The organism is Streptomyces acidicola (assembly GCF_009377235.1).
GTDB lineage: Bacteria > Actinomycetota > Actinomycetes > Streptomycetales > Streptomycetaceae > Streptomyces > Streptomyces acidicola.
On the sequence record NZ_VMNX01000051.1, the window covers coordinates 1 to 19,103 of the forward strand.

General features: G+C 71.7%; 21 protein-coding genes. 9 read left to right on the forward strand and 12 right to left on the reverse strand.

The genetic code is table 11. The features are described 5' to 3' along the window. Positions 1-162 precede the first annotated feature (162 nt). Entirely contained in the window at positions 163-906 is a 744-nt protein-coding gene (locus FPZ41_RS16165) for a nucleopolyhedrovirus P10 family protein (RefSeq protein WP_152863258.1), read from the reverse strand. An 85-nt stretch (positions 907-991) separates the two neighbouring features. Here FPZ41_RS16165 and FPZ41_RS16170 point away from each other — a divergent pair, with 85 nt between their 5' ends. The 5 genes from FPZ41_RS16170 (at position 992) to amaP (ending at position 3,414) form a co-directional block, all read left to right on the forward strand. Next, positions 992-1,477, forward strand: coding sequence for an Asp23/Gls24 family envelope stress response protein (locus FPZ41_RS16170; protein ID WP_194236113.1), 486 nt, complete (start codon positions 992-994; stop codon positions 1,475-1,477). An 88-nt stretch (positions 1,478-1,565) separates the two neighbouring features. After that, positions 1,566-1,751 carry a hypothetical protein gene (locus tag FPZ41_RS16175; protein WP_131563859.1) on the forward strand — a complete coding sequence of 62 codons (186 nt, stop codon included), beginning with the start codon at positions 1,566-1,568 and terminating at the stop codon, positions 1,749-1,751. Positions 1,752-1,756: 5 nt separating this feature from the next. Then, on the forward strand, positions 1,757-2,149 hold the full coding sequence (locus FPZ41_RS16180; protein ID WP_322620302.1) for an Asp23/Gls24 family envelope stress response protein: 393 nt from the start codon (positions 1,757-1,759) through the stop codon (positions 2,147-2,149). Continuing rightward, a complete protein-coding gene (locus tag FPZ41_RS16185) occupies positions 2,146-2,829 on the forward strand; it encodes a DUF6286 domain-containing protein (RefSeq protein WP_152863260.1) in 684 nt (227 codons plus the stop codon). Before FPZ41_RS16180 ends, FPZ41_RS16185 begins: the two co-directional genes overlap by 4 nt. A 6-nt stretch (positions 2,830-2,835) precedes the next feature. Continuing rightward, positions 2,836-3,414: an alkaline shock response membrane anchor protein AmaP gene (amaP, locus tag FPZ41_RS16190; protein ID WP_322620303.1), complete on the forward strand. Its 579-nt coding sequence runs from the start codon at positions 2,836-2,838 to the stop codon at positions 3,412-3,414. Between the two features lie 72 nt (positions 3,415-3,486). On the opposite strand, the gene FPZ41_RS16195 is transcribed toward amaP, so the two are convergent. The 8 genes from FPZ41_RS16195 to FPZ41_RS16230 all read right to left on the reverse strand — a co-directional run bounded on the left by FPZ41_RS16195 (position 3,487) and on the right by FPZ41_RS16230 (position 12,512). Next, a complete protein-coding gene (locus FPZ41_RS16195) occupies positions 3,487-4,242 on the reverse strand; it encodes an SDR family oxidoreductase (RefSeq protein ID WP_152863262.1) in 756 nt (251 codons plus the stop codon). 87 nt (positions 4,243-4,329) lie between these two features. Beyond that, positions 4,330-5,127 (reverse strand): SURF1 family cytochrome oxidase biogenesis protein, encoded by a 798-nt coding sequence (locus tag FPZ41_RS16200; RefSeq protein ID WP_322620312.1) that lies wholly within the window; start codon positions 5,125-5,127, stop codon positions 4,330-4,332. A 49-nt stretch (positions 5,128-5,176) separates the two neighbouring features. Then, positions 5,177-5,410 carry a hypothetical protein gene (locus tag FPZ41_RS16205; RefSeq protein ID WP_131563854.1) on the reverse strand — a complete coding sequence of 78 codons (234 nt, stop codon included), beginning with the start codon at positions 5,408-5,410 and terminating at the stop codon, positions 5,177-5,179. 106 nt (positions 5,411-5,516) lie between these two features. Continuing rightward, positions 5,517-6,536: a DEDDh family exonuclease gene (locus tag FPZ41_RS16210; RefSeq protein ID WP_152863266.1), complete on the reverse strand. Its 1,020-nt coding sequence runs from the start codon at positions 6,534-6,536 to the stop codon at positions 5,517-5,519. 212 nt (positions 6,537-6,748) lie between these two features. Beyond that, on the reverse strand, positions 6,749-7,735 hold the full coding sequence (locus FPZ41_RS16215; RefSeq protein WP_322620304.1) for a CopD family protein: 987 nt from the start codon (positions 7,733-7,735) through the stop codon (positions 6,749-6,751). 100 nt (positions 7,736-7,835) lie between these two features. Next, the gene (locus FPZ41_RS16220) at positions 7,836-9,245 is read right to left on the reverse strand and encodes a CoA transferase (protein WP_152863268.1); all 1,410 of its coding nucleotides are present in this window, start codon (positions 9,243-9,245) and stop codon (positions 7,836-7,838) included. A gap of 102 nt (positions 9,246-9,347) precedes the next feature. Then, positions 9,348-10,868, reverse strand: coding sequence for a S8 family serine peptidase (locus tag FPZ41_RS16225; protein WP_152863270.1), 1,521 nt, complete (start codon positions 10,866-10,868; stop codon positions 9,348-9,350). Positions 10,869-10,976: 108 nt separating this feature from the next. Then, positions 10,977-12,512, reverse strand: coding sequence for a S8 family serine peptidase (locus FPZ41_RS16230; RefSeq protein ID WP_152863272.1), 1,536 nt, complete (start codon positions 12,510-12,512; stop codon positions 10,977-10,979). A gap of 445 nt (positions 12,513-12,957) precedes the next feature. On the opposite strand from FPZ41_RS16230, the gene FPZ41_RS16235 reads away from it, so the two are divergent. From FPZ41_RS16235 to moaA, 3 genes are all read left to right on the forward strand, one after another. Next, on the forward strand, positions 12,958-13,314 hold the full coding sequence (locus FPZ41_RS16235) for a DUF485 domain-containing protein (protein ID WP_322620305.1): 357 nt from the start codon (positions 12,958-12,960) through the stop codon (positions 13,312-13,314). Further along, positions 13,311-14,939 carry a solute symporter family protein gene (locus FPZ41_RS16240; protein ID WP_152863276.1) on the forward strand — a complete coding sequence of 543 codons (1,629 nt, stop codon included), beginning with the start codon at positions 13,311-13,313 and terminating at the stop codon, positions 14,937-14,939. The genes FPZ41_RS16235 and FPZ41_RS16240 overlap by 4 nt, the downstream gene beginning before the upstream one ends. A gap of 230 nt (positions 14,940-15,169) precedes the next feature. Further along, entirely contained in the window at positions 15,170-16,159 is a 990-nt protein-coding gene (moaA, locus tag FPZ41_RS16245; RefSeq protein ID WP_322620306.1) for a GTP 3',8-cyclase MoaA, read from the forward strand. A 44-nt stretch (positions 16,160-16,203) separates the two neighbouring features. On the opposite strand, the gene FPZ41_RS16250 is transcribed toward moaA, so the two are convergent. Continuing rightward, positions 16,204-16,461 (reverse strand): hypothetical protein, encoded by a 258-nt coding sequence (locus tag FPZ41_RS16250; RefSeq protein WP_152863326.1) that lies wholly within the window; start codon positions 16,459-16,461, stop codon positions 16,204-16,206. 234 nt (positions 16,462-16,695) lie between these two features. Continuing rightward, positions 16,696-17,112 carry a DUF3099 domain-containing protein gene (locus tag FPZ41_RS16255; RefSeq protein WP_152863280.1) on the reverse strand — a complete coding sequence of 139 codons (417 nt, stop codon included), beginning with the start codon at positions 17,110-17,112 and terminating at the stop codon, positions 16,696-16,698. A 247-nt stretch (positions 17,113-17,359) separates the two neighbouring features. Between FPZ41_RS16255 and FPZ41_RS16260 the strand changes: the two genes are divergently transcribed. Beyond that, positions 17,360-17,635 carry a GlsB/YeaQ/YmgE family stress response membrane protein gene (locus tag FPZ41_RS16260; protein WP_152863282.1) on the forward strand — a complete coding sequence of 92 codons (276 nt, stop codon included), beginning with the start codon at positions 17,360-17,362 and terminating at the stop codon, positions 17,633-17,635. A 161-nt stretch (positions 17,636-17,796) separates the two neighbouring features. Here the strand turns inward: FPZ41_RS16260 and tyrS are convergent, their stop codons facing one another. After that, positions 17,797-19,065 carry a tyrosine--tRNA ligase gene (tyrS, locus tag FPZ41_RS16265; protein WP_322620307.1) on the reverse strand — a complete coding sequence of 423 codons (1,269 nt, stop codon included), beginning with the start codon at positions 19,063-19,065 and terminating at the stop codon, positions 17,797-17,799. Positions 19,066-19,103 lie beyond the last annotated feature (38 nt).

The window sequence follows — 19,103 nt, forward strand, 5'->3', positions numbered from 1 at the left end:
GGCAGGGGCAGGGGCGGGACGGAACCTCGCGCAGAGACGGGCGAGCGGCGGGCTTCGTCTCACGGGCGAGCGGCGGGTTCCGTCTCACGGACGGACGCGGGCGCGGGATCTGATCCGGAGGCCCGGGAATCTGCCCGGTGCGGGCCGGGACCACGTGGGGCGTCAGTCCACCGCCGTCACCACGACCGCCACCGACGGGTGGTCCGGCAGAGCCTTGCCCACCGCCGTGCGCACCGCGCGTGCCACATCCAGTGCCCGTTCCGTCGCCGTGACCGCGACCTCCACCCGCACATGGCGGCGCGGCAGCGCGGGGCCGGTCTCGATATGGACCGCGCGCCCCAGCCCGCCCAGGGCACCGGTCAGGCGGGTCACGCCCGGTACGGACAGCGCGGCGGCGGCCACGCGGGACTCCTCGCCGTCGCCGGGCGGCTCGGGCACGGGCTCGCCGTCGGCCTGCCCGGCGTCGGCCGCGGGGATCGCGGCATCCTCGTCGGCGTCCAGCAAACCCGTCACCCGCAGATCCACCTCCGACACCGTCAGGCCGAGGCGCTCCCTCGCCGCTGCGGCCAGCGCTGCCCGCAGGCGGGCCGCCGTCGCCGGGAGGGGTTCGGCGGCCGGGGCCGTGGGGTCCGCCGACGCCAGGAAGTCCGCACCGACCCGCAGCGGCCCCGGAGGAAGTGCGCTCGGCGGGGGCGGCACGGCGGGGTCGTACGGCGCGTCCGGGTCGATGAGGGAGATCCGCAGCGCGCCCAGCCGGAGCCCCCGCGTCGAGCCCGCCGCGCGGCGCAGGACCGAGCCGGCCGCCTTCTCCGTGATCCACGCGCCGTCACGCGGGCCGCCCAGCGGGAGCACTCTGCCGAGCCCGATCTGCTGCCGTACCGTCTTCGCCCATCCGTCCGCCGTCATTGCTCCAGCCTGCCGCATGCCGGCGCACGACCACGCGACCGCACCTACTGTGAGCAGAGAAGAACAACCGGAAGGGACGTACGGCATGAGCGACATGACGGACCGGAACCGGACAGACAAGCCCGAGGCGGAGACGCCGGCCGCGACCGGCGCCCGCAGGACCACCCGGCGCGGTGGCGGCGACCCGGCCACCCGCGGGCGCACCACCATCGCCGACGGGGTCGTCGAGAAGATCGCCGGGCTCGCCGCGCGCGACGTGGTCGGCGTACACACCATGGGCAGCGGGCTGTCACGGACCTTCGGGGCGGTACGCGACCGAGTGCCCGGCGGGACGAAGGCGGTCACCCGGGGTGTGAAGGCCGAGGTCGGCGAGGTGCAGACCGCACTCGACCTGGAGATCGTCGTCGACTACGGCATGTCCATCGCCGACGTCGCCCGCGCCGTGCGCGAGAACGTCGTCGCGGCCGTGGAGCGCATGACCGGCCTGGAGGTCGTCGAGGTCAACATCGCGGTCAGTGATGTGAAACTGCCGGAGGAAGAGGAAGAAGAGGTGGAGACTCGGCTTCAGTAGCCCGGGAAACACCGTGAGCCCCGGGTAAGAGCCCAGTAGGCCCGGGGACCGTCCCCGGTACGCCCCGATGAGCTCCTAGGAGCGCAGCATGAGTTTGGCCGTGATCGGCATGATCGCCGGAATGGCGCTGGGCTTCGCCGGGTACTTCGGCGGGTTCGGTGCTTTCCTGCTGGTGGCAGCGCTGGGTGCCGTCGGCTTCTTTGTCGGCCGGTTCCTGGAGGGTGACCTGGACCTCGGTGACTTCTTCCGTCCGCGTGACGAACGGCGGCGGTGACCCGCGTGGACGACAGCCACCTCGACGACAGCCGCCTCGAAGAGGGCCGTCGCCCGGGGGCCACCCTCGCGCCGGCCGAGCGCGGCGCCACCCGGATCGCCGACCGCGCCGTCGCGAAGATCGCCTCGCAGGCTGCGCGCGAAGCACTGGGAACACTGGCGCCCGACGCCATGCCCCCGCACGCCATCGCCGTCGTCCACCAGGACACCGCGCGCGTCCGCGTCGGCCTGGAACTCGACTACCCCGCCGACATCGGCGCCCGCTGCGCCGCCGTGCGTCGGCAGGTGGTCCAGCGGGTAGAGGCGTTGGCGGGGATGGACGTGGCCGAGGTGGCGGTCCTGGTGGAGCGGTTGCACCTCGCGCACGTCCCCGGCGCGGCACAGGGGAGGACCCGATGAGCGAGTCCCAGGGCTCCGAAGGCACGCACGGCACACAGCGGCTGCCCGTCATGGAGAAGGCTGCCGCCGACGACCCGGTCCAGGCCACGTCGGCGGCCGCGTACGACCCGCTGCCCGCTCTCGACGGTGAGAACGGCGACCAGAGGCGCTTCTGGTCCTCACGCCGTGTCCCCGCCGGTATCGTCGCGCTGCTGCTCCTCGCCGGCTCGGGTCTCCTGCTGTACGACGTCGTCGCCGTCCGCGCCGGCCGGCCGGCCATGCAGTGGCGCAAGTCCCTCGCCCGGGAGCTCGCCGAACGCCCCCTCGACGACACATGGGTGCTCGTCGGCGCCGGAGTCGCCGTCGCGCTCGGCGCCTGGCTGCTCGTGCTCGCCGCGACACCCGGGCTGCGCGATGTGCTGCCGATGCGGCGCGTCCACACCGACGTCCGGGCCGGGCTGCACCGGGGCGCCGCGGGGATGGTGCTGCGCGACCGGGCCATCGAGGTGGCGGGCGTACAGGCCGTACAGGTCCGGGTGGGCCGCAAGAAGGTCGACGTCCGCGCGGTCGCGCACTTCCGCGACCTCGACGAGGTACGCGCCGACCTGGACGCCACGCTCGCCGACGGCATCCGGGGTCTCGGGCTGTCCCGGCCGCCGGCGCTGGCCGTGCACGTTCGCCGACCCGGACGGAAGGGGTGAGGTCCGGTGTTGAGGATCGTCAACCGGGTGCTGCTGGGACTGGCCGGGCTGGTGCTCGTCGTGGCCGGCGGGTCCGTGCTCGCCGTCGGGCTCGGTGTGAAGCCGCCCTCCTGGTGGGTGTACCACGGGATGCACGACGTCCTGCTCAGCGCCGCCGCCCGGACCCGGTGGCGGGACGAGGGCTGGTGGTGGCCCGCAGTCATCGCCGTACTCGCCGTCGTACTGCTGCTGGCCGTGTGGTGGCTGTCCGCCGTGCTGCGGCGCCGTCGGCTGGGCGAGGTTCTCGTCGACACCGGTGACGGAGAGGGCGCCCTGCTGCGCGGGCGCGCCCTGGAGGGTGCCCTCACTGGTGAGGCGGGGCAGCTGAACGGCGTGGAGCGGGCCCAGGTGCGGCTGACCGGGCGGCGCAGCACCCCCGAGGCGCGGGTGCGGATCCTGCTCCAACCGCACATCGACCCCGGGGACGCCCTGCACCGGCTGGCGGCGGAGGCCATCGCGCACGCCCGGGACTCGGCCGGACTGGCCGCGCTCCCCGCCGAGGTACGCATGCATGGGGCCAGGCACAGGGCGGAGCGGGTAAGCTGATCCCCCAACGCCACGCCAGAGCAAGCCGGGTGCAACCTCCCGCCAGCCCGGGCGAGTTGAAGGCCGGGGGACTCAGAACCCGTGCCGTGACCCGCCGTCCACCGGCAGCATGATGCCCGTCAGGTAGGACGCGGCGGGCGACAGCAGGAACGCCGCCGTGCGCCCGAACTCCTCCGGCGTGCCGTACCGGCGCAGCGGGATACGGGACTCGTGGCCCGCGCGGGCCGCCACCGGGTCGGCCGAGAGACCGTCCAGCTCCCGTACGCGGTCGGTGTCGATACGGGCCGGCAGCAGACCGACCACGCGGATGCCGCGCGGGCCCAGCTCGTCCGCGAGGGACTTGGCGAAGCCCGCGAGACCGGGGCGCAGCCCGTTGGAGATGGTCAGACCCGGAATCGGCTCGTGCACGGAACCGGACAGCACGAACCCGATGACACCGCCGTCACCGAGCTCCGCCGCCGCGGCCCGCGCCAGCCGGACCGCCCCCAGGAAGACCGACTCGAACGCGGCCGTCCACTGCGCGTCCGTGTTCTCCGCGACGAACCCGGGCGCCGGGCCCCCGACGCTGATCAGGATGCCGTCGAAGGCGCCGAAGTGCTCGCGCGCGGCAGCGACGGTCCGGGCCGCGGTCTCAGGGTCGGCGTTGTCCGCGGCGACGCCCACGGCGTTCGGGCCGAGGGCGGCCGCCGCGTCGGTGACGTTCTTCTCGTCCCGCCCGGTGATGACCACCTTCGCGCCGTCGGCGACGAGTTCCCGCGCACTCGCGTTGCCGAGCCCACGAGTCGCTCCGGTGACGACGTACACACGGTCCTTCAGTCCAAGATCCATGGCCCCCATCCTCCCTCACCCGCCTGCCCGGCCCCCGGCCAGGTGGGGGCCCCCGACGTACCGCCTGCCGCCGGGCAGGAGAGGCGGTTACGCCGGAGCCGGGGCCGTCTCCTTGTCCTCCGCGGGCGCGGAGGCCGCCGCCGCACGGTCACGGCGCTCGCGACGGACCAGGATGACCCAGCCCACAGGGACTCCGGCGGCGAACAGCCACCACTGGATGGCGTACGCGTAGTTCAGCGCGGCGTCCTCGCTGCCGGGCTTGCCGAGAGGCTCAGGGGTGTCGCCCTTCGGTGCGGGCGCCGTCTGCACGATGTAGCCGCCGAGCACCTCGGCGCCGAGGCGGCGGGCCTCGTGCTCGCTGTTGATCAGCATGATCTGCCGGTCCGGCAGCCCCTGGAGGTTCTTGATGCCGCTGGCCTCGGTCGTCTCGTCGGGCATGAGCCGCCCGGTGACGGTGATCTCACCGCGGGGCGGTTCGGGGATCTCGGGGAACTCGGTCTGGCTCGGGCCGTCCGCGGGGATCCAGCCCCGGTTGACGAGCAGGACCTTGCCGTCGTCGAGGACGAAGGGGGTCAGGACGTGGTAGCCCACCGCGTCGTCGGAGTTGGTGCGGCGACGGACGACGACCTCGTCGCCGGTGTCGAAGCGGCCCTTCGCGGTCACGCTGTGGTACCGCTCTTTGCTGGTGACGGTGTGTCCGGGGGAGGTCATCCTCTCCACGGGCACCGGCCGCGCGTCCAGCGCGTCGGAGACCAGCTCGTTCCTGGCGGTGCGCTCCTCGTAGCGGTGCATCTGCCAGATGCCCAGCCTGATCATCGTGGGGATGAGGAGGAGGGCGACCAGCGTGAGGATCACCCACTGCCGGGACAACAGGAAGCGGTACACCCCACGACCGTACAACTCGGTCATGGGGCGTATGCGGGTGGGGGCCGCTTCAGACCTTGTCGACGATCCCCACCTTGCCCTCCGCCCGGGCGCAGTGGGCACCGCAGAACCAGCTGCCGTCGGCCTCGACGCCCTGGCCGATGATCTGGACGCGACAGTGCTCGCAGATGGGCGCCATGCGGTGGATCGCACAGGCGAAGCAGTCGAAGACGTGCACCGCGCCCTGCGCGTGCACCTCGAAGGTCATGCCGTAGTCGTTTCCGCAGACTTCGCAACGTGTCATGCGCCACAGGGTGCGGCGCGGACGCGGCACGGGCGAGCGGGCGCGGGGCGAGTCGCCCGGCAATCACCCGTACGCCCGGGTCACCCCTGCGCGCCTGTCACCCCTCTCACCCCTCCGCGACCGGCGCCCCTCGGCCCGCCGCCGGCGCCCCCTGGCCCGCCGCCGGCTCGACGTCTCGCAGCAGCTGCCCGAACGCCGCCTCGTCGAGCACCGGCGTCCCGTACTGCCGGGCCCTGACCACCTTCGACGTGCCGGAGTCGGGGTCGTTGGTGACGAGGAGGCTGGTCAGCCGGGACAGGCTCGTCGAGACATGCAGTCCGGCCTCCACGGCACGGTCCTCAAGCAGCTCACGGTCGACCGACGTGTCCCCCGAGAAGGCGACACGCATGCCCTGCTTGAGCGGTTTGCCCTCTTCGTAGCGCCCCGGGTTGGGATACGGGCACGGGGGCCGCTTACGGGACGGGCGCCAAGTCCCGGGCCCGTAGCCCCCGGAGGACTGCTGTCCGATGTGCGCGGAGCCGGACCACTCGGTCAACGGCCGGCATTCGAGGAGCGGCAGCCGCAGGCCCCGGCTCACCGCTGTGTGCAGGCTCGGCCGGAACGCCTCGGCCAGCACCCGCGCGTCGTCCAGCGCGTGGTGCGCCCGCTGCTGTACGACGCCGAAGTGGCCGGCCAGCGACTCCAGCTTGTGGTTGGGCAGGGGCAGGCCCAGCTCCTTGGAGAGCGCGATGGTGCACAGCCGCTGTCGCACCGGCGCCTCGCGGTTCGCGCGCGCGTACTCCCGCGCGATCATCGACCAGTCGAAGACCGCGTTGTGCGCCACGAGCACACGGTCGGCCAGGCGGGCCGAGAACTCCTCGGCGATGTCCTGGAAGAGAGGGGCTCCTTCGAGCATCTTGCTCGTCAGACCGTGAATCCACACCGGGCCCGGGTCACGCTCCGGGTTCACCATCGTGTACCAGTGGTCCTCGACCTCGCCGCGCGCGTCCAGCCGGTAGACGGCCGCCGAGATGATGCGGTCGTCCCGGGCCAGGCCCGTGGTCTCCACGTCGACGACCGCGTACCCCTGCGGATACGCGGCCGGCCAAGGGGTGTCGGACGGCGCGGTCGTACGGTCTTCGAGCATGGTCACTGAGGATACGGGCCCCGACCGACAGTCCGGACGGCCACCGTCCCGAACAAGCCCCGGCGGGGCGGCACACGCGCGCGTGGCCCCCCGCTTCGGCGTCCCCGTACGGAAGTTCACCGTGACCGAGCAGCTCCCAGGGGAGGCGTCGTACAACTCCGCGCGGGCGCCGGGCAGTCGCATACGGGGTCACCGGTTCACGACGCACCGGTTCACCATCGGATCGGCACCGGAAGCGCCGTCAGCACCGCCGACACCGCGACGACCGCCGCCAGCGCCACCACCTCCGCACGCGCGGGGGAGCAGGCGCTGAGCGGGTCGCTCGCGCGGGCCAGCCGGACGCGCGCCACCAGCGCGAGGACCGCGACGACGGCCACGAGAAGCACCTTGGCCAGCAGGACGCGCCCGTACGCCGTCGTGGTCAGCTGCTCCAGGACCGTGTCCGGTGGCATACGGCGCAGCGTGCTCCACACCCCAGTGGCGGTGATGGCGGCCAGGAGAACGGCCGCCACGCGCGCGTAGAGCCCCAACAACGCGGCACCCGCCTCCGTACCGCCCCACCGCCGGAGCATCCGCAGGACGTGGAGCAGGCCGCCCACCCACAGGGCGGCGCAGACCACGTGAACCAGCGTCAGGCCGCTGCCGGCCAGCGGAGTGTGCTCCGTCGTCGGATGTGCGCGCAGGGCCTCCGCGACGGCGACCGCGGCCAGCGGCCACGCCTGGGTGGCGGGGCGGCGCGAGAGGGCGCACAGTCCGGCCGCGGCGAACGCGTTGACCTCCAGGAGGGCGAGCTTGCCGTCCCGGGTCTCGTAGAGGCCCCCCACGTCGATGTCGGCAAGGCTCCCCGGCACCAGGTTGCCGGTCGCCACGACCGAGGCGAGACCCAGCGCGGCGACGAAACCGGCGGCGGCCGCGTACGGCGCCCAACTGCGCGGTGCCTCCGCGGGCGCCCCCGGCACCCGGCGTGCCAGCCACGCCGCGAACAGTTCGCCCGCCGGTATGCACAGCGCCGCGAACAGCACCGTGCGCAGCACGGCTATGCCGCCGGCCCCCGGAGCCGCCGCCTCGCCCGTGCCGTCCAGTGCGACGCGCGGCCCGAGCAACGGGATCAGGGCGGCTACGGCCACCAGGACAAGGACGGCGACGGCGCGCCCGGCGCCGGGACGCAGGGCGTCGGCTGTCGGTCTGGTCAAGCTCACCCCCAGAGCTTCGCCAGTTGCCACAGAACAGGGCAAGTCATGGAAAACAACTGGCCGTACAGGATTCCGCCCATGAGTACGCTTCGGGCCGCCCGGCGATTCAAGCCCAGCACGCCTCGTCCGCGCCCCACGCCCCGGGCGGGCGCGACCAGTCGGCGGGCCCGCCGTCGAAGGACACCGGCGACAGCGCGTACCGCAGTCTCCCGAGAGAGCTGCGGGTCTCGGCGAGCCAGGCATCGGGACCGTCGTAAGAGGCGCAGGTACGGTCGTACGCGGCGTCGGCGGGCCCGCCTTCGCCCCGGCCTTCGCCCTTGCTGCCCGTCATCAGCCAGGCTGCTGTCCGCGCGAGCGCGAACCGGACGAGCCGTGTGCCGCCCTCCTCCCGTTGCTCGGTGAGCGAGCGCAGTACGGCCGCGGCCAGCAGGAAGCCGGTGCCGTGGTCGAGGGCCTGCGCGGGCAGCGCACCCGGCTGCCCGGGCGAGCCCTCGGTCATCGCGATCCCGGTGGCGGCCTGCACCAGGCTGTCGAAGCCCCGCCGCCCCGCCCACGGCCCGTGCGCGCCCCACGCCGACAACTGTGCCACCACGAGCCCGGGCCGACGCTCGGCCAGCGCCTGAGGGGCGAGCCCGAACCGGTCCAGGGCGCCCGGCCGGTAGCCGGTCACCACCACGTCCGCCCTGGCGAGCAGCTCCTCGAACCTGCGGCGGTCCGTACGGTCGGCCAGGTCGAGCGTGGTCGACCGCTTCCCGAAGCCGGTGTCCGCGTGCTGGTCGGGGAGTTCGGGCAGCCCGGGGGAGTCCACGCGCAGAACGTCCGCGCCCAGCAGGCCGAGGGTGCGGGTGGCGACGGGGCCCGCGATGACCCGGGTGAGGTCCAGGACGCGCACGCCCGCCGCAGGCCGCCCCGACTCACCGGTGAGCCGCCGCACAGGACCGGCCCCGACGACCTCCCGGTGCAGCAGCGGCCCCGCGGCGACGGCCCGTCCCTGCTCGTGCCCTGCCCACTCCTCCGGTGTGCGCAGGGCGACCGCGAGCCCTCCGGCGCCGTACACCGTGTCCTCCACGTCCGTCGCGGACCGCTCCGCCAGAGCCGAGGCCACCGTCTCCGCCGACGCGTCCCCGGGCAGCCCCAGCGCGCCCAGCAGACGCGCCCGGTGATGCGGGTAGTTGGCGTGCGTCCGCACCCACCCGTCCGCCGTCCGCCAGAACCGCGACAGCGGCGCGAACGTGACCGGCTGCCGCCCGGCGACCAGCAGATGCCGCTCACTCACGAAGGCCGTGGCGACCGCCCCGTCGTCCACCCGCACCCGGGGCACCTCGGCGAGCCCGGCCCGCCGCGCCCCCAGCTCGGCGGCGGCCAGCGCGCAGGCCCCGACACAGGCCCGCGCCAGCTCCCGCACGGGCAGCCGCGCCGGAAGCGCCCCGTCCCGTACGACCTCCGACACGCGCGGGAGCAGCGCGGGATCGCCGCCCAGCGCCTCCCACACGAACTCCGTGTTCACAGCATCCATAGGTGCACTATGCGGTGTGTGCCCGGCCAACACGTTGACGTGGGGCAGCGAAAGGGCCGGGCGGCACCAGCACCGCCCGGCCCAACGCCCTTACGTGAAGCCCTACTTCGTCACCGCGTCCAGTGCGTCGGCCATGCCCCAGCCGTAGAAGCCGTTGCGGTTCTTCGGCCCCTCGCACACCGCGTCGACCTTGCCGTCCCCGTCGATGTCGTACGGGTCCGTGCACGCTGTGGCGTCCGCCCCGGCGTACAGCAGCGCCTTCACCAGGGCCGGCGAGGCGTACGGGTGCGTCGACTTGATGAGCGCGGCGACGCCCGCGACGTGCGGGGACGCCATCGACGTACCGGCCATGTAGCCCCACTTGCCGCCGGGCAGCGTGCCCAGGATCAGGCCGCTGGTGGCGGGCGGGGCCGGGGTCTGGTAGCGGGTCGAGTCGCCGCCGGGGGCCGCTATGTCGATCACGCCCAGACCGTGGTTGGAGAAGGAGGACTTGATGCCCTTCGCGCCCGTCGACGCGACCGTGACGACACCCGGTAGCTGGGTCGGGATGTCGAGGCACTCCGAGGGGTCGATCACACGGTCCGACGGAGTCGTGTCGTTCGGGGACGACGGGTCGGTTATCTCGTCGGCGGCGAGGTCGTAGTTCTCGTTGCCCGCCGCCGCGACGTTGACCGCGCCCTTGCGCTCCGCGTACCGGGACGCCCGGGTGACGGCCTCGACGAGCGCCTTCTGGTCCGGGTCGTCCTTGCAGTTGAAGTACCAGGGGTCCGTGTAGTAGCTGTTGTTCGTCACGTCGACGCCGTGCTCCGCCGCCCACACGAACCCGCAGACCACGGCCTCCGTGTAGAAGAAGCCGGCCGGCGTGGACACCTTGATGCCGGACACCTTCACCCCGGGTGCCACACCGGTCATCCCGACGCCGTTCTTGGCGGCCGCGATCTCACCCGCGACATGCGTGCCGTGCGGGCTCTCGTCGGCCCCGGGCCGCCAGGCCCCGTCGGCGGTGTCGGGCTTGCCCGTCACGCAGTTCACCGACGCCTCGCGGTCGAAGTTCGGCGCGATGTCGGGGTGCGTGTCGTCGACGCCCGTGTCGATGACGGCGACCGTCACGTCGGGGCTGCCGAGCGACTTCTCGTGCGCCTTGTCCGCCTTGATGGCGGGCAGGTCCCACTGCAGAGGCTGCAGCGGGTCCTGCCCGGCCTCCGCGTCGGCGGCCGCCACCTCCTGGGCGGTCAGCACCTTCGGCGCGCCCAGGTCGGTCGTCGACTGCGCGGGCAGCGGCGCGGTGCGCGTGGCACCGGCCGACTCCACGCCGCGCACCTTGCGGATCGCCGCGGCGAACCCGGAATCCGAGGAGTGCACGACGATGACGCCGATCTGGTCGTACGACGTCACGATCGTGCCGCCGGCCTTGGCGATGGCCTTCTTCACCTGCGAGGAAGTGCCGTGCCCGGGACTGACGTTGACCACGTAGCTGAGCGGGGTGGCGTCAGCGGCGGCCTCCTGGGGAGCCGCCACCGAGGCCGACGCCGTCGTGTTCGGCAGGACGGCGAGCGCCGTCGCCATGGCCATCCCCAGCGGGATCGCCACCACACGGCGGGAGCGCTTGCGAGGCGCTGTCATGATGTCTCCAGTTCGTTCGCGGACGAGCGGTACGAGCCGTGCGGGCCCCGTACGAGCCGTGCGGGCCCGTACGAGCTGTGCGGAAGAGCGATCAGCCGATGGCTGCGCCTACTTGACGGCCTTGAGCGCGTTGACGATCCCGGCTCCGTAGAAGCCGTTCGCCTTCGGGCCGCCCTCGCACACGGCGTCCTGCTTGCCGTCGCCGTCCTGGTCGTACGACTCGGGGCAGGCCTGCTTGTCGGCCTGCGCCTTCAGCAGCCGCTGCAACTCGGTGCCGTCCGCCCGCGGATGGGTGGACTTCAGCAGCGCGGCGACGCCCGCGACGTGCGGCGACGCCATCGAGGTGCCCTGCAGGAAGGCGTACTGCCCGTTCGGCATGGTGGAGAGGATCCGGCCGTCCTTCGACGGGGTGTCCGGGAGCTGGTAGCGCCGGTCGCCGCCGGGGGCCGCGACGTCGATGACGCCCTTGCCGTACGTCGAGTAGTACGACTTGAGGTTCTGGACGCCCGTCGCGCTGACCGTGACGACACCCGGCAGCTGGGTCGGCACGTCGAAGCACTCGGACGGGTCGATGGTGCGCTCGACCGGGGTGGAGTCGTCGGGGCTCGTGGTGTCGACGATCGCGTCCGAGGCGAGGTCGTGGTTGGAGTTGCCCGCCGACGCCACGTTCAGCAGGCCCTTCTTCTGCGCGTACAGCTGGGCCCGGTTGACCGCGTCGACGATGGCCTTCTGGTCCGGGTCGTCCACGCAGTTGTAGAGCCACGGGTCGACGTAGTAGCTGTTGTTCGTGATCTCCACGCCCTTGTCGGCGGCGAACACGAAGGCGCAGACGACGTTCTCCGGGTAGAACAGGCCGTTGTCCGGGTCGCTCACCTTGATGCCGGACACCTTCACGCCCGGGGCGACACCGGCGACGCCTATGCCGTTGCGGGCCGCGGCGATCTCACCGGCGACGTGCGTGCCGTGGTAGTCGTCCGCGGTGTACGGGCGCCAGGCGCCCTCGCTGGTGTCCGCGACGCCGCCGACGCAGTTGGCCGACTGGGACGCGGAGAAGTTCGGGGCGAGGTCCGGGTGGGTGTCGTCGACGCCGGTGTCGATCACGGCGACGGTGACCTTGCTGCTGCCCGGGTTGATCTTCGCGGCCTTGTCGGCGCCTATCGCCCGCAGGTCCCACTGGTCGGCCTCGAGGGGCTCGCTCCCGGGGACGTCCGCCGACGCGGCCTTCACCTTGGCGGCCTCCTCGGCCGTCAGATAGTCCGCGGCACCCTCGTCCGTGGTGCCCGCGGCGACCAGGGGAGTGGTCCGGGTGGCGCCCGCGGACTGCACACCGCGCACGGCACGTATCTGCGCGCCGAACTCCGGGTTGGCCGAGTGGACCACGATCACGCCGATCTTGTCGTACGTGATGACGACGGTGCCACCGGCCTTGGCTATCGCCTTCTCGACGGCCGCGATGGTCCGCTTGGCCGTCGTCGTGTTGACGACGTACGCCAGGTTCGGGCCGTCCTCGGTCGCCGAGGCGGAGGGGGCCGAGGTGAGCGGCGCGGCCGAGGCGACACCCGGCAGGAAGCCGAGGGAGGCGGTGAGCGAGAGAGCGACCGGAACCGCGAGCGCGAGACGGCGTCTTGAGCGCAGTTGAGCCATGGGATCTCCACATCATCCGGAAACGAAACCCGCCCGTGACACAAGGGTGCCCGGGCAGGTACATGACGGGTACTGCAGGCCGAAACTATCTCCCGTCCTCCCTGGCCAGCAACGACTTACGGCGACGACGACCGAAGTACAGGGAAACCCCTCGCTCGAGCGGGGCCGGTGACCGGTCCCGACCGCTTACGAACCGCTGGTGAACCTCTTGCGAAAAGAACCGTGCGGGAGTTGAACCGGTTCCCGCGCGCCGCCGTGACGTTGAGCAGGGAGCCCGAGCACGATCGGGCCCCCTGCCGGATCACGCACCGGGCACCTGCACCTCGCCGGCCGGCGTGATCCACATCTACCTGAGGATCAGAGCCGTCATATGTCCGAAACCGACCCGTCCCCCACATCACCCCCGACCACCGGGACAACCGAAACCGCAACGCGAGGAGACTCCGTGGCAACCGACGCACCGCCCCCCTCGAAGGCAGAGCACCAACTCCCCCCGACAGAGGAGTTCGTCCGGGTGCAGGAGAGCGCGGACTTCGGTGAACTGCGCCGCTCCCACCGCTCCTTCGCCTTCCCGCTGACCGTCGCCTTCATCGCCTGGTACCTGCTGTACGTCCTGCTCTCCAACTACGCGGGCGACTTCATGGGCACCAAGCTGTTCGGCAACATCAACGTCGCCTTCGTCCTCGGCGTCGCCCAGTTCGTCACCACGTTCCTCATCGCCTGGTGGTACTCGCGGCACGCCGCCGCGAAGCTCGACCCCAAGGCCGAGGCCATCAAGTCCGAGATGGAGGGCGGCGCATGAGCCCCGTACAGCAGACCGTTCTCGCCGCCACGAACAACGCCAGCGAGCATCGCCCGCTGATCATCTCCCTGTTCGCGGCGTTCGTCGTGGCGACGCTCGTCATCACCGTCTGGGCGGGCCGTCAGACCAAGGACGCCGCCGACTTCTACGCGGGCGGCCGCCAGTTCAGCGCCTTCCAGAACGGACTCGCGGTCTCCGGCGACTACATGTCGGCCGCGTCGTTCCTCGGCATCGCGGGCGCGATCGCCATCTTCGGCTACGACGGCTTCCTCTACTCCATCGGCTTCCTGGTCGCCTGGCTGGTGGCGCTGCTCCTGGTGGCCGAGCCGCTCAGGAACTCCGGCCGCTACACGATGGGCGACGTCCTCGCGTACCGCATGCGCCAGCGCCCGGTGCGCACGGCGGCCGGCACCTCCACGATCGTCGTCTCGATCTTCTACCTGCTGGCCCAGATGGCGGGCGCGGGCGTCCTCGTCTCGCTGCTGCTCGGCATCACCTCGGACGCGGGCAAGATCGCCATCGTCGCCCTCGTCGGCCTCCTGATGATCGTGTACGTCTCCATCGGCGGCATGAAGGGCACCACCTGGGTCCAGATGGTCAAGGCCGTGCTGCTCATCGGCGGCACCCTCCTGATCACCTTCCTGGTGCTGCTGAAGTTCAACTTCAACATCTCCGACCTGCTCGGCTCGGCCGCCGAGAACAGCGGCAAGGGCGCAGCCTTCCTGGAGCCCGGCCTGCAGTACGGCGCGACCGGCACCTCCAAGCTGGACTTCATCTCGCTCGGCATCGCGCTGGTCCTCGGCACCGCCGGTCTGCCGCACATCCTGATCCGCTTCTACACGGTGCCCAACGCCAAGGCCGCCCGGAAGTCCGTGAACTGGGCGATCGGCATCATCGGCGCCTTCTACCTGATGACCATCGCCCTCGGCTTCGGCGCCGCCGCGCTGATCTCCCAGGACGAGATCATCGAGTCCAACCCGTCCGGCAACACGGCGGCACCGCTGCTCGCCCTGCACCTCGGCGGCGTCGACTCGGCCTGGGGCGCGATCCTGCTCGCGACGATCTCGGCGGTGGCCTTCGCGACGATCCTCGCCGTGGTCGCCGGTCTCACCCTCGCCTCGTCGTCCTCCTTCGCGCACGACATCTACGCCAACGTCATCCGCAAGGGGAAGGCCACCGAGAAGGAGGAGATGAAGGCGGCCCGCTGGGCGACCGTGTTCATCGGCATCGTCTCCATCGCCCTGGGTGCCCTCGCCCGCGATCTGAACGTGGCCGGTCTGGTCGCGCTGGCCTTCGCGGTCGCCGCGTCCGCCAACCTGCCGACCATCCTCTACAGCCTGTTCTGGAAGAAGTTCACCACCCAGGGCGCGCTGTGGTCGATCTACGGTGGTCTCATCGTGGCCGTGGGCCTGGTGCTGTTCTCGCCCGTCGTCTCCGGCGACCCGAAGGCGATGTTCCCGGACGTCGACTTCGCCTGGTTCCCGCTGAAGAACCCGGGCATCATCTCCATCCCGTTCGGCTTCCTGATGGGCTGGCTGGGCACGGTCCTGTCCAAGGAGGAGCCCGACGCCGGCAAGTACGCCGAGCTGGAGGTGCGTTCCCTCACCGGCACCGGGGCCCACTGAGCGCTCCCCTTCAGGGGCGCGTTCCGCCGGGGCTTCGGTACACCGGTACAGAACGCGACAGCGCGCGGGGCCGTCGCAGAGATCTACGGGCCGTCGGTTTTCGGCCGTCGTGGGGATCTACGGCGGCCCCGCCGCGTCTCGTGGGGCGAGGGCCACTGGTGTTGTCAGTCCTGTCACGTAGGCTCGCAGATGTCGGAGTATTGGTGATCCGTTCACGGGAGGGGGCCCACGTGCTCATTGACACCTACGGCCGAGTGGCCACCGACCTACGGGTCTCGCTGACCGACCGGTGCAACCTGCGCTGTACGTACTGCATGCCCGAGGAGGGCCTGCAGTGGCTGGCCAAGCCCGACCTGCTCACCGATGACGAGATCGTCCGCCTCATAGACATCGCGGTCCGGATGCTGGGCATCACCGAGGTCCGCTTCACCGGCGGCGAACCCCTGCTCCGCCCCGGCCTGGCCGGCATCGTGGAGCGCGTCGCCGCCCTGGAGCAGCGCCCCCAGATGTCCCTCACCACCAACGGCATCGGCCTCAAGCGCACGGCACCGGCCCTGAGGGCGGCGGGCCTGGACCGGGTGAACGTCTCGCTGGACACCCTCCGCCCCGACGTCTTCAAGACCCTCACCCGCCGGAACCGCCACAAGGACGTCCTCGACGGCCTCCACGCCGCCCGCGAGGCCGGCCTGACCCCGGTCAAGGTCAACTCGGTCCTGATGCCGGACCTGAACGAGGACGAGGCCCCGGACCTGCTGGCCTGGGCCGTGGAGCACGACTACGAACTGCGGTTCATCGAGCAGATGCCCCTGGACGCCCAGCACGGCTGGAAGCGCGAGGGCATGGTCACCGCCGGCGACATCCTGGCCTCCCTGCGCACCCGCTTCGAGCTGACACCCGAGGGCGCCGACGAACGGGGCTCCGCCCCCGCCGAGCGCTGGATCGTGGACGGCGGCCCCCACCGCGTCGGCGTGATCGCCTCGGTCACCCGTCCGTTCTGCGCGGCCTGCGACCGTACACGGCTCACGGCCGACGGCCAGATACGCACCTGCCTGTTCGCCCGCGAGGAGACCGACCTGCGCGCCGCGCTCCGCTCCGGTGCCCCCGACGAGGAGATCGCCCGCATCTGGCGGCTTGCGATGTGGGGCAAGAAGGCGGGTGCGGGCCTGGACGACCCGTCGTTCGTCCAGCCGGACCGGCCGATGTCGGCGATCGGGGGCTGACGAGCCCTCGCCGGTCCAACCCTCGCCGATCCAGCCTCGTCGCCCTAGCTCTCGTCGCCCTGGCTCTCGCTGCCCTCGGGGGCCTGCCACTCCGTCAGCTTCACGACATCCTTCAAGAACCCCCGCACTCCGAGGAACTGCGAAAGATGCTCACGGTGTTCCTCGCACGCGAGCCATGTCTTGCGGCGCTCCGGGGTGTGCAGCTTCGGGTTGTTCCACGCGAGCACCCACACCGCGTCGGCTCGGCAGCCCTTGGCGGAGCAGATGGGTGAGGACGGTTCAGAACCGGGGACGTTCAGCATCACACCCCGACCCTAACGTGCCCCGCACCACGGAAAAGTGCCGGGAAAAGGCGACGCCGAGCAGCCACGGGGGGAGCTGCCCGGCGTCGGTCTGTCGCTCCGACGGGGGATGCGGAGCGCGTACGAAGTATGTCACGGGGAACCCGTCGCCCGGCACCGGAACAACACGATTGTTCTGAGCTTTTCGTGGGCCGGGCGGCCGAACGGATTCCGCTTTCCTGCCGTTTCCGGAGGTCAGGACGGCTTTCTGGGGCTCGCCGCCGAGGCGGCCGCGGGGTCGGCGGCGTCCTCCCGGACCGATTCCGCGAAGCCCGTCCCACTGCCGGCCTCGCCCTGGTCGGGGGCGCCGTCCGACGGGGGCTCGATCATCGGCTTCAGAGGGGCCCGCACGAACGTCGACGGCAGCGAGGGCGTGTTCTCCCGGCCCGCGTTGGCGATCACCACCGCGATGTAGGGGAGAACCACACCGAGCACCAGCGCGACGATCGCCACGTGCCGCTCGACGTTCCACAGGACCGCCGCCGCGATCACGGACAGCGTGCGGATCGACATCGAGATGACATACCGCCGCTGCCTGCCGCGCACGTCGTCGTCGAGCCCCTGCCTGGCCCCGGTGATCCGGAAGACCTGGCCGCCGCTCCGCTTCCGCATCACGTTCCACCACCCGCCTGCATCGGACGCTCCCCCGGCACGTACCCGGGCCCGGACCCGGTCAGGGACCGCGATCCGAACAACCTCCACGTTACGCCGCGTCCGCGCCGCCTACGAGACCGGGGCGCCTGTTGCCGGAGCGCACGGCCTGCGCACTCCCGCGTACGGCTGTGCCCGGCATGCGCCGTACTCCGAACCGGCCGAGACTGGGCGTACCGCTCACGTCGAGCCGTAAGAGGAGGCAGCCATGGGCTGGTTGTGGGCGATCATCGTGGGACTCGTCCTGGGGCTGCTGGCCAAGGCGATCATTCCGGGCAAGCAGCACAGCCCGCTCTGGCTCACGACCATCTTCGGCATGCTCGGCGCCGTCGTCGGCAACGCGGTGGCCCGAGGCTTCGGAATCGCGGAGACCCCGGGCATCGACTGGGGCCGGCACATCTTCCAGCTCGTGGCGGCGATCGTGATCGTCTTCTTCGGCGACATGGCGTACATGTCGGTACGGGGCCGCAAACGGAAGGGGTGAGAGGGGCGCCCGACAGGAACTCGGGTCCGTGTCGACGGGAGCGCGGGGCCGTGTCGATGTCCGGCCCCGCCGCGTGGGCGCCACCACCCACTACGGGTGCGCACGGCAAGAGCGCAGAACCAGCGCCGAGCTCCCCGCGGCCCGCCCCTCCCACGGAGCGGTCAGGCTCCGGTGACCTCCACCGCGGCGAGGTTCTTCTTCCCGCGCCGCAGCACCAGCCACCGCCCGTGCAGCAGATCCTCCTTGGCGGGGACGGAGTCCTCCGCGGTGACCTTCACGTTGTTCACGTACGCCCCGCCCTCCTTCACCGTCCGCCGCGCGGCCGACTTGCTGGGCACGAGCCCGACCTCGGCGAAGAGATCCACGACGAGACCGGGCTCTGCGACCTGGATGTGCGGCACCTCGGAGAGGGCCGCGGCCAGGGTCCGGTCGTCGAGGTCGGCCAGCTCACCCTGACCGAAGAGGGCCTTGGACGCTGCGATCACCGCGGCCGTCTGGTCCGCGCCGTGCACCAGCGTTGTCAGCTCCTCGGCCAGCGCACGCTGCGCGGCCCGGGCCTGCGGACGCTCCTCGGTCTGCCGCTCCAGTTCCTCGAGCTCCGCACGGGACCTGAAGGACAGGATGCGCATGTACGTGGAGATGTCCCGGTCGTCCACGTTCAGCCAGAACTGGTAGAACGCGTACGGCGTCGTCATCTCCGGGTCGAGCCAGATGGCGCCGCCCTCGGTCTTGCCGAACTTGGTCCCGTCCGCCTTGGTCATCAGCGGGGTCGCCAGTGCGTGCACCTGGGCGTGCGGCTCCAGCCTGTGGATCAGGTCGAGCCCGGCCGTGAGGTTGCCCCACTGGTCGCTGCCGCCCTGCTGGAGCGTGCAGCCGTACCGTCGGTACAGCTCCAGGAAGTCCATGCCCTGGAGCAACTGGTAGCTGAACTCCGTGTAGCTGATGCCCTCTTCGGACTCCAGGCGCCGGGCGACCGAGTCCTTGGTCAGCATCTTGTTGACGCGGAAGTGCTTGCCGATGTCCCGGAGGAACTCGATGGCCGACATTCCGGCCGTCCAGTCCAGGTTGTTCACCATCACCGCGGCGTTCTCGCCCTCGAAGGACAGGAACGGCTCGATCTGCCCGCGCAGCCGGGTCACCCAGTTCGCGACCGTCTCCGGGTCGTTGAGCGTGCGCTCCGCCGTGGGGCGCGGGTCGCCGATCTGGCCGGTCGCCCCGCCCACCAGGGCGAGCGGACGCAGGCCCGCCTGCTGGAGCCGGCGCATGGTGAGGACCTGCACCAGGTGACCCACGTGCAGGCTGGCCGCCGTCGGGTCGAAGCCGCAATAGAACGTGACGGGACCGTCCGCGAGCGCCTTGCGCAAAGCGTCCTCGTCGGTGGACAGAGCGAACAGGCCCCGCCACTTCAGCTCGTCGACGATGTCCGTCACGGTTCTCGTGTCTCCTTGGTGATCAGCGGGCAGTCGAG

What these genes read in the sequence shown, in the direction of transcription:
- FPZ41_RS16255 (WP_152863280.1), bottom strand. Translation starts at nt 17,112, where the DNA reads ATGCGGAAGCGGAGCGGCGGCCAGGTCTTCCGGATCACCGGGGCCAGG.
- FPZ41_RS16220 (WP_152863268.1), bottom strand. Translation starts at nt 9,245, where the DNA reads ATGGATGCTGTGAACACGGAGTTCGTGTGGGAGGCGCTGGGCGGCGAT.
- FPZ41_RS16165 (WP_152863258.1), bottom strand. Translation starts at nt 906, where the DNA reads ATGACGGCGGACGGATGGGCGAAGACGGTACGGCAGCAGATCGGGCTC.
- FPZ41_RS16240 (WP_152863276.1), top strand. Translation starts at nt 13,311, where the DNA reads ATGAGCCCCGTACAGCAGACCGTTCTCGCCGCCACGAACAACGCCAGC.
- FPZ41_RS16185 (WP_152863260.1), top strand. Translation starts at nt 2,146, where the DNA reads ATGAGCGAGTCCCAGGGCTCCGAAGGCACGCACGGCACACAGCGGCTG.
- FPZ41_RS16195 (WP_152863262.1), bottom strand. Translation starts at nt 4,242, where the DNA reads ATGGATCTTGGACTGAAGGACCGTGTGTACGTCGTCACCGGAGCGACT.
- FPZ41_RS16170 (WP_194236113.1), top strand. Translation starts at nt 992, where the DNA reads ATGAGCGACATGACGGACCGGAACCGGACAGACAAGCCCGAGGCGGAG.
- FPZ41_RS16260 (WP_152863282.1), top strand. Translation starts at nt 17,360, where the DNA reads ATGGGCTGGTTGTGGGCGATCATCGTGGGACTCGTCCTGGGGCTGCTG.
- FPZ41_RS16230 (WP_152863272.1), bottom strand. Translation starts at nt 12,512, where the DNA reads ATGGCTCAACTGCGCTCAAGACGCCGTCTCGCGCTCGCGGTTCCGGTC.
- FPZ41_RS16205 (WP_131563854.1), bottom strand. Translation starts at nt 5,410, where the DNA reads ATGACACGTTGCGAAGTCTGCGGAAACGACTACGGCATGACCTTCGAG.
- FPZ41_RS16210 (WP_152863266.1), bottom strand. Translation starts at nt 6,536, where the DNA reads ATGCTCGAAGACCGTACGACCGCGCCGTCCGACACCCCTTGGCCGGCC.
- FPZ41_RS16175 (WP_131563859.1), top strand. Translation starts at nt 1,566, where the DNA reads ATGAGTTTGGCCGTGATCGGCATGATCGCCGGAATGGCGCTGGGCTTC.
- FPZ41_RS16225 (WP_152863270.1), bottom strand. Translation starts at nt 10,868, where the DNA reads ATGACAGCGCCTCGCAAGCGCTCCCGCCGTGTGGTGGCGATCCCGCTG.
- FPZ41_RS16250 (WP_152863326.1), bottom strand. Translation starts at nt 16,461, where the DNA reads ATGCTGAACGTCCCCGGTTCTGAACCGTCCTCACCCATCTGCTCCGCC.